Source organism: Rhodococcus sp. IEGM 1305 (assembly GCF_030058635.1).
Taxonomy (GTDB): domain Bacteria; phylum Actinomycetota; class Actinomycetes; order Mycobacteriales; family Mycobacteriaceae; genus Rhodococcus_F; species Rhodococcus_F opacus_D.
The window spans coordinates 1-14630 of record NZ_JASHKX010000041.1 but is presented as its reverse complement, the minus strand read 5'-3'; the positions used below and the strand labels follow the sequence as shown (position 1 = coordinate 14630).

The 14630-nt window shown below is 66.5% G+C and carries 13 protein-coding genes and 1 pseudogene; 7 read left to right on the top strand and 7 right to left on the bottom strand.

Annotated features, from left to right (window positions below; translation table 11 throughout):
* Nucleotides 1–27: 27 nt before the first annotated feature.
* Entirely contained in the window at nt 28–1113 is a 1086-nt protein-coding gene (locus tag QM693_RS32030) for an NAD(P)H-dependent amine dehydrogenase family protein (RefSeq protein ID WP_283331861.1), read from the bottom strand.
* Between the two features lie 669 nt (nt 1114–1782).
* Here QM693_RS32030 and QM693_RS32025 point away from each other — a divergent pair.
* Nucleotides 1783–2427: a TetR/AcrR family transcriptional regulator gene (locus tag QM693_RS32025; RefSeq protein ID WP_280783808.1), complete on the top strand. Its 645-nt coding sequence runs from the start codon at nt 1783–1785 to the stop codon at nt 2425–2427.
* Here the strand turns inward: QM693_RS32025 and QM693_RS32020 are convergent.
* On the bottom strand, nt 2396–3817 hold the full coding sequence (locus QM693_RS32020) for an MFS transporter (protein WP_283354344.1): 1422 nt from the start codon (nt 3815–3817) through the stop codon (nt 2396–2398). The genes QM693_RS32025 and QM693_RS32020 overlap by 32 nt on opposite strands.
* 127 nt (nt 3818–3944) lie before the next feature.
* Between QM693_RS32020 and QM693_RS32015 the strand changes: the two genes are divergently transcribed.
* The 5 genes from QM693_RS32015 (at nt 3945) to QM693_RS31995 (ending at nt 9334) form a co-directional block, all read left to right on the top strand.
* On the top strand, nt 3945–4763 hold the full coding sequence (locus QM693_RS32015; protein WP_283354343.1) for a creatininase family protein: 819 nt from the start codon (nt 3945–3947) through the stop codon (nt 4761–4763).
* A gap of 2 nt (nt 4764–4765) precedes the next feature.
* Nucleotides 4766–5650: an MBL fold metallo-hydrolase gene (locus QM693_RS32010; protein ID WP_283354342.1), complete on the top strand. Its 885-nt coding sequence runs from the start codon at nt 4766–4768 to the stop codon at nt 5648–5650.
* Nucleotides 5651–5679: 29 nt separating this feature from the next.
* Complete coding sequence (locus QM693_RS32005) at nt 5680–5859, top strand: hypothetical protein (RefSeq protein WP_283331857.1); 180 nt, start codon at nt 5680–5682, stop codon at nt 5857–5859.
* Nucleotides 5846–7255: an amidase gene (locus QM693_RS32000; protein ID WP_283354341.1), complete on the top strand. Its 1410-nt coding sequence runs from the start codon at nt 5846–5848 to the stop codon at nt 7253–7255. Before QM693_RS32005 ends, QM693_RS32000 begins: the two co-directional genes overlap by 14 nt.
* 486 nt (nt 7256–7741) lie before the next feature.
* Entirely contained in the window at nt 7742–9334 is a 1593-nt protein-coding gene (locus QM693_RS31995) for an HD domain-containing phosphohydrolase (protein ID WP_283354340.1), read from the top strand.
* Nucleotides 9335–9371: 37 nt separating this feature from the next.
* Here the strand turns inward: QM693_RS31995 and QM693_RS31990 are convergent, their stop codons facing one another.
* The gene (locus QM693_RS31990) at nt 9372–11099 is read right to left on the bottom strand and encodes an ABC transporter ATP-binding protein/permease (RefSeq protein WP_283354339.1); all 1728 of its coding nucleotides are present in this window, start codon (nt 11097–11099) and stop codon (nt 9372–9374) included.
* A 188-nt stretch (nt 11100–11287) separates the two neighbouring features.
* Here QM693_RS31990 and QM693_RS31985 point away from each other — a divergent pair, with 188 nt between their 5' ends.
* Nucleotides 11288–12361, top strand: a complete 1074-nt coding sequence (locus tag QM693_RS31985; protein WP_502942690.1) for a serine hydrolase domain-containing protein — start codon at nt 11288–11290, stop codon at nt 12359–12361.
* Nucleotides 12362–12426: 65 nt separating this feature from the next.
* Here the strand turns inward: QM693_RS31985 and QM693_RS31980 are convergent.
* The 4 genes and pseudogenes from QM693_RS31980 to QM693_RS31965 all read right to left on the bottom strand — a co-directional run.
* A pseudogene (locus QM693_RS31980) lies at nt 12427–12772 on the bottom strand (radical SAM protein); the annotation flags it as partial.
* A gap of 113 nt (nt 12773–12885) precedes the next feature.
* A complete protein-coding gene (locus QM693_RS31975) occupies nt 12886–13092 on the bottom strand; it encodes an alpha/beta fold hydrolase (RefSeq protein WP_280783799.1) in 207 nt (68 codons plus the stop codon).
* Nucleotides 13093–13288: 196 nt separating this feature from the next.
* Nucleotides 13289–13633, bottom strand: coding sequence for a CD225/dispanin family protein (locus QM693_RS31970; protein ID WP_348539665.1), 345 nt, complete (start codon nt 13631–13633; stop codon nt 13289–13291).
* 99 nt (nt 13634–13732) lie between these two features.
* Entirely contained in the window at nt 13733–14374 is a 642-nt protein-coding gene (locus QM693_RS31965; protein ID WP_283354337.1) for a hypothetical protein, read from the bottom strand.
* Nucleotides 14375–14630 lie beyond the last annotated feature (256 nt).

Below are 14630 nucleotides of genomic sequence, written 5' to 3'. Positions count from 1 at the left end.
CGCAAGAGCTAACTGATGTGGGTGGTGTCAGCCGAGCTTGCCGTGACCGGGGGTGAGCGGGACGTCCAGGGCGTCGTAGAGCCCCGGCGCGGCCGTCCTCAGCCACGGGATCGCGTTGACCAGGCGCCCCACCGCGGTGGCGTTGCCGCCAGCCGCTCGATTGCCGCCCTCGTCGGTGGCCTCCACGTTCACCTCGATGCGCGGCCGGCCCTCGATGATCACCTTGTGCGCGCCGTCCCCGCCGTCCGGCGGCACGGGCCAGTCCGGGGCGCACGACGGGTGGATCCGCGTGACGTGCTCGATGACGATCAGAGGCTCGCCGCCCACGATGCCTTGCACCTCGAAACGCAGCGCCCCCTGGGTGCCGGCCTCGAACTCGCCCATGAGATCAGTGGTGATCGTCTCGTCCAGCGGCCGGCGCAGCAGTGTCTCCCGGATCTCGTCGAGCTCCACACCGAGGGCCCGGGCGACGAGCCGAATTTGGCCGCCCCACACCATCGTCGGCACGGTCGCCGCGACCATCGGCGGTTCGTAGTCCATCGGCTGGCCCATGCCGACGAGGTATCGCACGGAATCGTGCTGGTCGTAGGTGGTGTAGTCGAAGATCTCCTGGCAACGGATCTGATCGATCGTGCCGGCCAGGCCCGTCATCAGGATCGGCAGGACGTCGTTGCCCCATCCCGGATCCACGCCCGACACGAACAGGGCGCCGCCGCCGGACTTCGCGGCCGCCTCGATCGGGTCGCGCAACTCGGCCGGCGCGTTGCGCTGGTCGTAGAGCGCATAGATCGACGGGGTCACGACGACGGCCCCGGCGGAGAGTGCGCGGATGATGTCCGCCGCCGCATCGTCCGGGCGAATTTCGCCCGACGCGGCGTAGACGACAGCGCCGGGGGAGGTCGCGAGCACGGCATCGGCGTCATCCGTTGCGGCCACCCCCAGCGAGCGGCCCAGGCGGGCCAGGTCGCCGGCATCGCGTCCCACCTTCTCCGGGTTGGCCACGATCACCGCCGTCAGCTCGAGTCCGGGGTGTGCATCGATCGCGCGGATCGCGGCCCGCCCCACATTCCCGGTGCCCCACACCACGGTCCGGATCTTCCCCTGGTCAGCCATGGAATCGGACCCTACCCAGTGCGCGAGGTGGGTAGTGCCCGAATGGGGCAACATCGGGCCGTGGAACCTCCACGCGAGGGGCGGCGATCGTGGGTGAGCACGATTTCTCGACGAACTGGTGGGTCGTCAGCTGTGCGGGGGTCGGTAGACCTCTGCGAGTTCGTCCATGAACGGGGGTGCGAAAAGGCAATTCTCGAGTATTCGCCAGAGTGCCTCGACGAAGCGGTCCGTGGACATTCCGAATCTGACGAAGATCTCTTCGTCGGGTGCTCCGCCGTAGGGTGCTCAGACATGTGCGAACTCGATGACCGCGTCGGTGTCACTGTGCCCGGAATGCCAGTCGTGGGTTCGTCGGCGAAGGCGTTGGCTGCGTTGTCGCAGTTGCCGGTATCGGGATATGTCTTCGTCCGGTGTGCGCGGTGGGTGGGTTGCCCCTGGCGTGGGTGTGCGGCCGTGCAGTGGAGGGAACTGGTGCGCGGGGTGCTCAGTTATGCGTGATCACTCAATCGTCGGGGTTGCCGGGGCTGAATGCAGTGGCGGTGTTCGGGTGATGCCTCGCCGTTCCTGCGCGGCGGAACGAACCTCCTGTGGCTTGTACAGTACAGTCCATACCACTGAGGGGTTGACTTCGCAGCAGGTTGCTGTGCAGCAGAACGTTCGGAGGGCAGTGTGGCAAATACGGTGGAGGGTTCAGCGGCGGCCGAGCCCGAGACGACCGGCAAGATCCTCGACGCCGCGCAGGCGCTTTTCTTGCGGGACGGATACGCGGGGGTCAACCTCGATCGGATCGCGAAGTCGGCGGGAGTGGCGCGGCAGACGTTGTACAACCGCTTCGGCAGCAAGGAATCCGTCTTCCGCTCGATGCTGGATCGGCACTGGTCGAAGTTGTTGCAGACCGGGCGCATCGACGATCTGGTGGACGGTGCGCCGCAGTCGGCGGAAGCAGTACTGAGGCGCTTCGCTCAGGCGATCCTCGCGTTCGTGGCCGAGACCGACCAAGTGAGCTTCATCCGCCTGGTGGTGGCCGAATCTCGGCGGCTGCCGTGGATAGCCGAGGAGTTCTACCGGGCCGGCAAGGAGCCTCTGCTGAAGGCGCTGGTCGGCCAACTCGACCGATTGGTCACCGACGGACACATCGAATGCCGCTCGACCGAGTTGGCCGCCCACCAGTTCTTCGGGCTACTCCAGGAAGTGACGTTGTGGCCTCAGGTCATGGGCATTGTCGAGTTCGTCACGGATCTCCCGCCCGCCGACGAGATTGTCGAGGAGTCGGTCGCCACCTTCATGGCGCGGTACGCGCCCGCTGCGGGATAACTGCCGCCGACGCGTCACCGGGCGAGATCTCCTCGAGGGTCCGCCCGGTGGTGGCAACACCGAACCCCACGGTGACGACCGCAGCAACCGCCAGGGCTGCGGCGACGAGGGTGAATACCGCTCCGGCACCGCTGTGTTCGAGCATGGGGATCAGATAGAGCGGAGCGGCGGCGGTCGACAGGCGTCCCAGTGAATAGAGCCGGCCTGTGGCGGTGGTCCGGATGGCGGTCGGGTATTGCTCGAGCTGATACACGTGGGTGACATTCGACATCAGGTTCGCGATCACCGTGAACGTGAAACCCCACAGCACGATCCACACCGGTGTGACGGCATTTCCGTAGGCCAGGCCGAGCGCGGCCATCACGACCAGCGAGCCACCGAGAAGCCATTTGCGTTCGAACCTGTCCATGACGAGCATCGAGAGCAGTGAGCCGACCGGGTATCCGACGAAGGCGAGCGAGACATACAGCAGGGAATTGGTGACACTGATTCCCTTCCCCGTCAATACGAGCGTCGCAACGCTACTGAATCCGTGGTACCCGACGACGGCCAGAATCCAGACGATCGCCATCGTGATGGTGCGGCGCAACAGCGGCTTCCGCAGCATCGCGGACGCGCTCACCGGTCCGGTGCTCACGGGAGAGATTGCCTCGTCCTCGGCCGGGGCGGCCCAGCCCTCCGTACGTGCGGCATCCTCGAGTTCGCGGGTGACGGCTTCGGCTTCGTCTGTCCGGCCGACGGATTCGAGCCAGCGCGGCGACTCGGGTAGGTGCCGCCGCAGGACGAAGGTGATCAGGGCGCCGAGCGCACCCAGGGCGAACATCCATCGCCAGCCGTCGATCCCGAGCGGGCTGGCATCGACAACGATCATGCCGACGAACCCGACGACGGGGACCGCAGTGTACGAAAGCGTGAAGGCCCACGCCACGAAGTAGCCGCGTCGTTTCGACGGCAGGATGTCGCCGAGGAAGGAGTCGGTGACGGGCAGTTCGCCGCCGAGTCCGACGCCCGCGATGAAGCGACACAGCACCAGCATCCACAGATCGGTGGAGAAGGCGGCTAACAGCGTGAACACCGAGTACAAGCCAAGGGTGATCATGTACGCGCGCCGGCGGCCGAGACGATCAGCGATCCGGCCGATCAGGACGGCGCCGACGAAGGCGCCGACGAACGCCGAGGCCAGCACCAGCGACAGGTCGAAGCCGGTGAGCGCGAACTTGGTCTTCAGGGTGGCCGCCAGTACACCGGCGAGGAACAGTTCGTAGATCTCGAAGAAGTTGCCCAACGCAATGATGGCGATGATCTTCTTGTGCCGCCGGGTGACCGGGAGGCGATTCAGCCGGGCGGCGATGGTCAAGGGAACGCCGGGTCTAGGGGTATGTGTATCCATGGCTCCTCGATGGGGTTCGTGCGGAAACGTCAGCGATTGGCCATTGCCGGCCTGGGCTCTGGCGACCGCTACCGATAGGGGTGTACTGTACAGTCCAATCTAACTTTGGTCGAGGCTTGACAGCGTTATGGAGGACGAGGGCGCCATGGAGTACTCCTGGGAGAAGATGACCGCGGAGCAGTTGCGAGAGCGGGCGGGACTGGGCGGTCTGGTGCTGCTCCCGGTCGGATCGATCGAGCAGCACGGCCCGCACCTGCCCACCGGGGTGGACGCGCTGCTCGCCACCGAGGCGGCGAACAGAGTCGCAGCCCAACTGGCGGAGAGCCTTTCCGTCGTCGTCGCACCGACACTGTGGTGGGGTCTGGCGGAACACCACATGCGTTTCGGCGGCACGCTGACTCTGAGCCTGCCCACCTACCACGCCGTGCTCCGGGACGTCTGCCGGTCGATCATGCGCGCCGGGTTCACCCGGATCGCGATAGTGAACGGGCACGGCGGGAACATCTCGGCGCTCAATGCCATCGTCAACGAACTGACCGCGGAACTGCCCGTCACTATCGCCGTGACGACGTACCTGACCGCGGCGGCGGACGACGTCGCGCACATCCTGGCGGGGCAGAGCGGCGTGATGCACGCGTGTGAGGGGGAGACGTCGATGATGCTCGCCGCGCACCCCGAGCTCGTGGTCCTGGGCCGCCTCTCCGACGCACACGGCCCCGAATGCGGACTGCAATCCGACAACGTCCCCGTGTACCTCTGGCGCTCGTTCGAGGAGATCACCGAATCCGGTGTGGCCGGCGACGCACGACTCGCCACGGCCGACAAGGGCGAGAAACTGTTGGCGGTGTGCGCACAGCGACTCGCTGATCTGCTCGCGGCGCCGGAAACCTGGCACCGGAACGCCACCATCGACCGCCAGGCTGCCGCAACGAGCGTAGGGAGCTGATCGTGTCCGGAACATCAGCGCACTGGACGGTAGGGGACGCGACCATCGGTCGCGTCGACGAAGTCGTACTCGAAGGGCAAGGCCGTTGGCTCCTGCCCGACGCGACAGCCGAACTCGTTGCCGGCCAACCGTGGCTGGACCCGTCGGCCACCGACGACGGCGGTGACATCCGCCTGTCGGTGCATAGCTTCGTCGTGGACATCGCCGGAACCCGCATCGTCATCGACACCGGTGTCGGTAACGGCAAGGTCCGGGACAACCCGGCGTGGAACAACCTCGACGGCGACTACCTGCCGCGACTGGGCGACGCCGGGTTCGACCCGGATTCGGTCGACCTCGTGATCAACACGCACATCCACCGCGATCACGTCGGGTGGAACACCACCTTGCGAGAGGGGGTGTGGGAGCCGACCTTCCCGAATGCCCGCTACCTCGTCGCCCGCACCGAATGGGACTACTGGTCGGCGGCAGCGTTGAGCGAAGACCAGCAGCGAATGTTCGCCGATTCGATCACCCCGATCCGCCAGGCCGGTCAATACGAACTCGTCGACGCCGAGACACCCGTCGAGGTCGCCGACGGAGTCGAACTGCTCCCCACTCCCGGGCACACCCCGGGGCACGTATCGGTCCGGATCAGCTCCGGCGGCGAGACCGCACTGGTGACCGGGGACTTCCTCCACCACCCCATCCAGCTCGCCCACCCGCGCCTGTGCTGCGGAGTGGACATCGACCCGGCTCTGTCGGAACGCACACGAGAGACGATCCTGTCGACTATCGCCGACACCGAAACACTCTTGCTCGGTAGCCATTTCACCCACCCCACCGCCGGACGCGTGCGCAGCACCGCAACAGGTTTCGTGCTCGTTTCGGCCGCCGCGATCCCGTAGGCATTTCACCCACAACCAAGGACTTCGCCGTGACCACACATTCCGGACACCGAAATCGCGAGCACGCCGCAGCCGTGGCGGCCACCGTCATGGGCATCCGCGGTGTCCTGAGCGCTCTCGACGGCGTCGAATACGCGGAGACTCCGCCGGCGTTTTCCTTCGTCGCGCTTACCCACCCGCAGAACGGAACACCCGATGCAACCGCATGAATTGGACCTCACCGCCGCTGCCGACGCCATCTTCCGCCGAGAATTGTCACCGGTCGAACTGATCGACTCCGCGCTTGATCACCTCGACCGCGTCGATCCGCACCTGTCTGCCTTCGTGACTGTGACGGCCGGCGCGGCGCGGGAGGAGGCGGCGATCGCCGAATCGGACATCGCCGCAGGCCGATATCGCGGTCCGCTGCACGGCATTCCGATCGCGATCAAAGATCTCTTCGATACTGCCGGGGTTCTCACCACGTCCAGTTCTGCGGTGCGGGCAACTCACGTTCCCGACCGCGACGCGACCGCAGTGCGGAAGTTGCAGTCGGCAGGCGCGATCTCGCTGGGCAAAACCCACACGCACGAGTTCGCCTTCGGAACGATCACACCGCAGAGTAGGAATCCGTGGGCTGTCGACCGCGTGCCCGGTGGCTCGAGCGGCGGATCTGCGATTGCGGTCAGCGCGGGGATCGTGGGTATCGCGCTCGGCAGTGACACCGGAGGTTCGATCCGGATTCCGTCCGCGCTCTGCGGGGTTGTCGGGCTCAAGCCCACATTCGGCTTGGTCTCCCGCGCAGGCGTCACCCCACTGTCGTGGTCGTTGGATCACGTCGGCCCGATCGCCGGCACCGTGCGTGATGCGGCGGTCGCACTCGATGCACTCGTCGGATACGACGACAAAGACCCCGCCAGCTTGCGGCACAACGAGGGGAGCTACGTTCCCGATTCCGGGAGGGACTTGACGAACGTCCGAGTAGGCGTTCCGACGAACTACTACTTCGACAACGTCGAACCCGAGGTGCAAGCGCGCGTTCTGGAGGCGATAGACGTACTCGCCGGGCTCGGTGCCACGCTCGTCGAGGTGGAAGTCCCGCTCACCCACCTCGTGCACGCCACGCAATGGGGTCTGGTGGTTCCGGAAGCCACGACCTACCATCAGGATTCCCTGAACAGCCACCCCGAGCTGTATTCGGACGACGTCCGTCTCCTCCTCGAAGCCGGGCAGCACCTGCTTGCTACCGACTATCTCCGGGCGCAACGGTCCCGCGCGCTGATCCGCAAGGCCTGGGCGAACTTGTTCGACGACATCGACGTGCTCGCCGCACCGACTGTGACATCGGTAGCCGCACGGGCGGGTCAGGAGACCATCGACTGGCCCGACGGGAGCAGTGAAGGTATCAGTGACACCTACGTCCGTCTCTCGGCTCCGGCGAACCTCACCGGTCTGCCTGCGTTGTCCGTGCCGGTCCGCGTGTCGTCCGATGGGCTGCCGATCGGAATGCAACTCATCGGACGGCCACTGTCCGAGGCAACACTGCTTCAGGTGGGCGCGTCCTACGAGCTCGTCCGCGGGCAAGTGAGAAAGCCGGGATGGAGCTGGCTCCCCACCGGCGTCTGAAGTGGTGGGGCTGTCTGCTGATCGACTCGTGGGAGAACAAAGTTTCGGCGACGAACGATCGGGCGTCGGGCGATCCGCTGTGCTCGTTCCACGGCTGAAGGCGGCCGCGTCGTCGGGCCATCGTTCGGCAACACTGTTACTCCTATCGGCCGACAGGAGTCGGCCCGCCCGGGCGAGGGTGCTTCGCACGGGCGGGCCGTCCCCCGACACGCACCGGTCGACGGTGCGTCCTTGGGGTGCAGCACTGGTCCCTCATAAGGGGGCGCAAGTTGCCTGTCTGCGCGGGGTGTGCTGCCTGCGTGATTGCGAGTGAAGTTGTGGGTCGGAAGCTTTGTCCGGCGGCCTCCTTGCTGTGGGTCGGCGTATCGGGTTGGTCACAATTGTGGGTTGACCTGCGAGCTTTCGCATGGGTCGTTCGGCGTATGCGGGTACCTGTCTTCTCGGGTTGCCTCCAGGTCCGGTCACGTTGAGGTGGACAATGGGAAGATGCACCCGCACGGGACGCTCCCCGGCTCGGGACAAGGTCTGAGCAGAGCCGAACTGCTGGCCGCGGTATCGCTGGCGATCGATCTCGGTCTGGGTCAACCGATGGAACACATGCTTCGGTCGTCCTTGATCGCGACACGGATAGCGGAGCGGATGGGACTCGACCCCCAGCAGCGAGCGACCGTGTACTACGCCAATCTGGTCGGGTGGATCGGCTGTCACGCGGACTCCCACGAACTCTCGGCGCTCTTCGGCGACGACATCGCCTTCCGGGCCGACACCTACGCGGTGGACATGACCGGTCTGCCGTTTCTGCGGCTGATGACGAGTCACGTGGGACGCGGCCTGCCGGGCTGGGAGCGCGGCATCCGGGCCGCTGTTTTTCTGGTCGCAGCGCGTAGCCAGGTCGCCACGCTGATCCATTCACATTGCAGTTCCGCCGGGGTTCTGTCCGATCGGATGGGCTTGGACGGGCAGGTCGGAAAGGCGCTCGCCTACGTCTTCGAGCGTTGGGACGGCCGGGGGTTGCCCAACGGTTGTCGCGGAGAGGGTATCCCGGTCGAGATCCACATCTCCCACGTGGCGGACGTCGCCGAGGTGCACCTGCGGACGGGTGGGCTGGGGCACGCGAAGGACGTTCTCCGTTCCCGGCGTGGCAGTCAGTTCAGCCCGGCAGTGGTGGAGGTGTTCGAACGTGACGCGGCGGCGATCGTGGACGGTTTGTTCGAAACGGACGTCTGGGTCGCAGCGTTGGCTCGGGCTCCGGATCGCGACCGAACCCTGAGGGCCGAGGAGAGCGACGAGTTACTCGGGGCCATGGCTGATTTCGTCGATCTCAAGTCTCCGTTCACCCTGGGGCATTCGCGTGGCGTCGCGAATCTGGTGGCCGGGGCGGCCCGGCGCCTGGGCATGTCGCCGTCGGACATCACTCATCTCTACCGCGCAGGCCTCGTGCACAGCCTCGGCAAAATGGGGGTGTCCAACCAGATCTGGGAGAAGAAGGGTCCGCTCACCACGGCTGAATGGGAACGGGTGCGAATGTATCCGGATCTGACCGGCCGGATACTGAGCCGAGTCAACGGCTTGGAGTCGGTGGTGTCCGTCGCAATGAAGCACCGGGAACGGATCGACGGGTCCGGCTTTCCCCGGGGGATCGCCGGCGCGGAGTTGACCGCGCAGGATCGGCTGCTTGCCGCGGCGGATGCCTATCAGCGACTGCTCGAGCCGCGTCCGCACCGGCCGGCGCTCGATCCTCGCGGCGCTGCCGATCGGTTGAAAGAGGAGGCGCGCACCGGACGCCTCGACGCCGAGTCGGTGGCGGCCGTGCTGGCGGCGGCGGGGCAACGGGTGTCGCGGCGGACGCCTTGGCCCGCCGGGCTGACCGACCGCGAGGTGGAGATCCTGCGTCTCGTCGCGCAGGGCCGGTCGAACCGAGAAATCGCCGCCGACCTGTTCATCGCCGAGAAAACGGCACGCAACCACGTCGAGCGTGTATACGCCAAGCTCGGGGTGAACAACCGCACGCAGGCCAGTCTCGCCGCGATCGACCGGGGTCTGGTGGGCTTCCCGGTCAATGCGGTCGTGGGGAAGTGAAGCATCCGCCTTCTGGCGGGACCGGCCGTGCGGGCGGTCATCGACGGGATGCGCCGGGCCGGGACCGCCGGTCCAGTACCCACACGGTGGCCAGCATGAGAGCGACGGCAAATGAGGCCAGCGCGATGAGACTGGCACCGGTGCCTCCGCGGAAGGTGTCGCCGTAGGCGGACATGGCCGGCAGAGTGGCGCTGTACCGGTCGAGATCCAGGTCGCGACCCAAGGCTTCGAATGCGTGGCGGTTGGATAGGCCGAGGCTCATCAGGCGTCCCGGGAGGGCCATCTCGTCAACCGGGACGATGGCTCCGCCGAACAGAACCTGAGGGAAGCAGAGCATCGGCAGGGCGAGGGCGGCCTGCGCGGCGTTGGAGACCGCGGCCGAGGCGAGCAAGCCGAGGGCCAGCGCCGAGGTCGCCTCGATCACGATCGTCACGAACAGGACCGCCGACACGTCCCATCCGACGGCGGGGAGCCGACCGAGCGCCCGCAGCACACCGAGCAGCAGCGCGCTCACTCCAGCCAGCACCGGAAGCAGCGCTGTCACCTTGGAGGCCACGTAGGCGCCGACACTGAGCCCGGCCAGGCGCTCCTGCCGAAAGACAGCCATCTCCCCGACGATCTGGAGCAGGCCGTACGTGAGGCCGAAGAAGAAGCCTGCGAATGCGATCCAGAAGACGATCTGGGCGGGGCCGAGGTCGGCCGCGCCATGCGGATCGAACGCGCCGCGCTGGAACAGCGTCGCCATCATCGCCGTGACCAGCACCGGTGAGCCGAGCAGCACCGCCAGGGTCAGCCGGTTGCGAAGGAGGACATCGACATTGCGTTGTGTGAGTAGCCACCATTGCCGCACCATGCCGGTGCGTCCCACGTCGGACCGGGTGGCGGGGACGGGCGGGATGGGCGGTAGCGCCGAGCCGGGCAGGGATTCCGACGTCCCACCGCTGTCCGCGAATCGCTCCGCCCAGACCTGGGGGGTGTCCTCACGAGCCAGCCGGTCGTACACGTCGGCGAGGTCCTCCACACCGAAGTAGCGCCGAACCTCGGTCGGGCTGCCGGTGAAGGCCAGGTGGCCGTCGCGAGCCAGGAACACCACCCGGTCGCACCGATCGATGCCGGCCGGCTCGTGCGTCGTGAGGACGACTGTGACCCCGCGCCGGCTGAGTCGGCGCAGTAGGCGCATCACGTCGGCTGCGGTCGACGGGTCGAGCCCGGAGGTGGGTTCGTCGAGGAAGAAGAGGTGTGGCCGGGTCAGTAGCTCCACGGCGATACTCGCCCGCTTGCGCTGGCCGCCGGACAGCGCACGGACCGGCACCTCGGCTCGATCGGCCAGGTCGAGGTCCTGCATGGTCTTCTCGACTATCCGGTCCGCTTCGGCCGCCGATGTGCCCGCGGGCAACCGGAGCCGCGCGGCGTAGCGCAGCGTGCGGCGCAGGGGCATCTCGAGGTGGATGATGTCGTCCTGCGGGACGTAGCCGATGCGCGAATCGGCGCTGACTCGGGCACCGCGAACGACGCCGTCGTGCCGGACCTCCCCGGCGGACGGTGGTTGCAGTCCCGCGAGGATCTCCAGCAATGTGCTCTTTCCTGCTCCACTGCCGCCGGCGATGGCGACCAACTCGCCCGGCTCGACCGACAGCGACAGCTCCTGAAGGATCTGCCGCGCCCCGACATGCCGGCTCACGTCGACCGCATCGACGCGCCCGACGGTCGGTGATTCGACGGTCGATCCGGTCATGACCGGTGATTCCTGAACTCGCTTTGTCATGCCCTGATCATCGGTCGACCGCTTATGTCGTCGCATGGGGCGTTTGCCTCAAATCGGGCGCCGGAAACCGATCCAAGTCGAAGCAGATGAGGCAAGCTTCCATCAGACGACAGTGGAGGCTTGGATTGGGGAGCGGGGTGTCACAGACATTCGCGGGACGCCGAATCGTCGCGGTGTTGGCGATCTCGATGACCGGACTCGTGGGGTGCGGTGAGTCGGCAGTGCAACCGGCCGTGCCCGACGCACAGCTCGACGCCACGATTCCGGGGGCGATGGAGCACGCCGCGATTCCCGGGGCCATCGTCGGTGTCTGGCAGGACGGCGCCGCGCCCTACGTCCAGGCGTTCGGGGTGAGCGACACGGCCACCGGCGACCCCATGGCACCCGACCTGTTCATGCGCATCGGCAGCGTAACCAAGACCTTCACCACCACCGCCGTGCTGCAACTGGTCGATCAGGGAAAAGTCGGCCTCGATGATCCGATCGACAGGTATGTGCCCGACGTCCCCAACGGGGACACGATCACCATCCGCCAGTTGGCGGCCATGCGCAGTGGGCTTCCGGACTACTCGGAGGTGGTGATCCCGGCGCTCCCGAGTCAGCCGCAGCGCCAATGGACGCCTCAGGAACTGCTCGAGATCAGCTTCAGCCGTCCACCGCTGTTCGCACCGGGCACCGAGTTCGACTACTCCAACACCAATACCGCGCTCCTCGGCCTCGTGGTCGAGAAGGTCTCCGGCCAGCCGCTGAACGCGTATATCGACGAGTACATCGCGCGACCCGAGAATCTCGGCCACACCTCGGTCCCGACCGATGCGGCACTTCCGTCACCGCACGCTCACGGATACACGAAAACACCTGACGGCGAATCGGTGGACGCGACCGACTGGAATCCGTCCTGGGGATTCGGTGCGGGAAACATGATTTCCACGCTCGACGACCTGCGTGTGTGGGTGCGCGACTTGGCCACCGGAACGTTGCTCTCGCCGGCAACACAGCGCGAGCGGGAGCAGTTTCAGCTGGCACCGTCGGAAGGTGCGGGTTCGCTGTATGGACTTGGTGTCGAGTACCAGAACGGCTGGATCGGCCACAACGGAAATATCGCGGGCTACCAGACCTACGCGTATTACCTTCCGCCTGAGGGTAAGACGGTGGTAATGCTGGTCAACACGAACGTCGACCCGCTGGGCGTGTGGAACTTCTTCGCCGAGATCGTGAAGATCATCAGCCCCGATCATCCCTGGCCGGCGCCTCCGTCGTAGAGATCAGATGATAGGAGGTGCCGCGTCATGACCAGGTGTCCTGGTTGTGGGCGGCGGTGGGGACGTGGCATTTTCTCGATGAATCGCAGGGCGACAACCTCATGTAGGCGCCACTGCAGCAGATCTCCGGCGCCGCTCGGGGTTTCGGGCATGAGTACAACGTTGATCTTCACCGGTTCCAGTCCGGCGGCGACGGCGGCGCGGATTCCGGTGAGTACCGACGGCAGTCGGTCCCGGCGGGAAGGACGCGAAGTGCGCGCGGTCGATGGTATCGAGTGAGACGTTGACTCGGGTCAGTCCCGCATCGGCGAGCCGGTGTGCGCGATGTTCGAGGCCGACGGCGTTGGCGGTCATCGCGAGGGGAATGCCCGGTACCCGTTGTGAACAACCGGCGATGATCTGGTCGAGGTCCGCGCTCGCTCGTTGGCTCATTACCCGGCACGAGCGTGCGCACGCCTGGACCATCGCCGGTGCGCGAAGTCGGCAGAGCCGAATCGCACACCGATCGGCCTATGACACGTGATTCACGATCGAACCGGATCGTGGCTGTCGGTGAAGTCGAGGAAGCGGGGAATCACCTGCTCGGGATTCGCCCACAACAGGTCGTGCCCGATGCCCGGATAGATCTCGACCTCGACCGACGGGATGTGCTCACGGGCGCGGGCGGCTCCCAGCTCCGGATCGCCGCAATCGAACAGCCGGCGACGCAGGTGTTCGGTGTCTTCCGACATTGTCCATTCCAACACTCTTCGGGAAACGGCAGGACCTACTGGGACGGCAATTGGGACAGCGGTGCGCCGACGACCGATGACCGCGGCGTAGACCTTAGCGGGCACCGCCAACCGCCCCCACACCGTGCTACCGGCATGGGCGGGCCCACACGCTGCGTAGTGAACGTTCCTGGCCTGGACAATGCGCAAATGCCCTTTAGTAGCTGGAGTAGTCGTTGGCTCCCGCGACCATCGCGATCGTCAGGACGTAGAACGCGATCAACATCGTGTTGAGGATGATGAAAATCCATAGGGCCGTCTTGCCGAGGCGCTTCGTCCGGTGGGAGGCATACGCCGCGCCCAGGTAGTCGCCGGTCGCCCACAGCGGATACACCCGGGAGGAGTGGTTGAACGCGGCGAACGCGAGCGGCCAGAAGAAGATGATGGCTGCGGCGGCCCAGCCGGCGTTCGATTTTGGCGGCGCGGGCTGGGGCGCCCCATAGGTCGGCATGGACTGGGCGGGGAACGACTGGCCGGACATGGGCGACGATGTCGGGTACATAGTTGGGAGCTCCTTCAACGGGCTGTCGAATTCGTGCTGTTATTAGTGAGATGCGTTCGAAGACGAGAAAGTTCCCACAAGTTCGGGGAACACCTCGGACTAATTGCGGTGGTCGCGGATGACGGGTTCGTCGCGGTGGTCGCGGACGACCGGACCCGTGGGCTCGTCGCGGTGGTCGCGGATGACGGGTTCGTCGCGGTGGTCGCGGATCACCGGCGGCTCTGCGACCGGCGGCTCTGCGACCGGCGGCTCTGCGACCGGCGGGTCGGCGACGGGTGGTTCTGCGACCGGCGGGTCGGCGACGGGTGGTTCTTCGACCGGCGGGTCGGCGACGGGTGGTTCTTCGACCGGCGGATCGGCGACCGGCGGGGATGGGGGCGAACCGGGATCCGCGGGGGCCGGGCCGACGATCGTGCCCGGGTTCACAGGGGCTGGGCCGGGGTTCGCGGCGCCGTCACCGGACGGGTCAGCCCCGACGGCTCCTCCCGCAGTCGCGCTACCGTCGGGCCCGACGGTAGCGGGAAAGTTGCCGGGGAATTGCGTCCGCGCGTCCGCGATGTCTCTGCCGGTCTGTGGTGCGCTTCCAGGGACGACCTGCACTGTGGTGCCCTGTTCCCGGCCGGGAAGCGGAATGCCGCGCAGATCGTCGTCCGCGAGGACGATGGCAGTCGTCGCGGCCAGGGAGATTGACAGCGCCGCGAGGGCGCCGATCGCGATGCGGGCGCCGGTGTTTCGAGCCATGAAGTGCCTCCAACAGGGGGTACGGGATGGGATGACAGGCCTTATCCTGCGGCCCCGACGGACGACGGGACAGGCACCCGAGGGTCACTGTCGCCCACCCCGATGGGGCGCCCCGATACCCCATCGGGATGGGCGACAGCGCCCCAGCGTTGGTTAACTCTTTGACATCCTGCGTGAATGTCCGCGTGCGGGTTTCCACTGAGAGCGTGTCTCATGTGGATGAAGTGACCTGTGGGACATAATGTGACGCGTGGTA

Excerpts from the sequence above, each read along its gene's own strand:
- QM693_RS31990 (WP_283354339.1), bottom strand. The coding sequence starts at position 11,099 with ATGACAAAGCGAGTTCAGGAATCACCGGTCATGACCGGATCGACCGTC.
- QM693_RS31965 (WP_283354337.1), bottom strand. The coding sequence starts at position 14,374 with ATGGCTCGAAACACCGGCGCCCGCATCGCGATCGGCGCCCTCGCGGCG.
- QM693_RS31975 (WP_280783799.1), bottom strand. The coding sequence starts at position 13,092 with ATGTCGGAAGACACCGAACACCTGCGTCGCCGGCTGTTCGATTGCGGC.
- QM693_RS32000 (WP_283354341.1), top strand. The coding sequence starts at position 5,846 with ATGCAACCGCATGAATTGGACCTCACCGCCGCTGCCGACGCCATCTTC.
- QM693_RS31970 (WP_348539665.1), bottom strand. The coding sequence starts at position 13,633 with ATGTACCCGACATCGTCGCCCATGTCCGGCCAGTCGTTCCCCGCCCAG.
- QM693_RS31995 (WP_283354340.1), top strand. The coding sequence starts at position 7,742 with ATGCACCCGCACGGGACGCTCCCCGGCTCGGGACAAGGTCTGAGCAGA.
- QM693_RS32015 (WP_283354343.1), top strand. The coding sequence starts at position 3,945 with ATGGAGGACGAGGGCGCCATGGAGTACTCCTGGGAGAAGATGACCGCG.
- QM693_RS32020 (WP_283354344.1), bottom strand. The coding sequence starts at position 3,817 with ATGGATACACATACCCCTAGACCCGGCGTTCCCTTGACCATCGCCGCC.
- QM693_RS32030 (WP_283331861.1), bottom strand. The coding sequence starts at position 1,113 with ATGGCTGACCAGGGGAAGATCCGGACCGTGGTGTGGGGCACCGGGAAT.
- QM693_RS31985 (WP_502942690.1), top strand. The coding sequence starts at position 11,288 with ATGACCGGACTCGTGGGGTGCGGTGAGTCGGCAGTGCAACCGGCCGTG.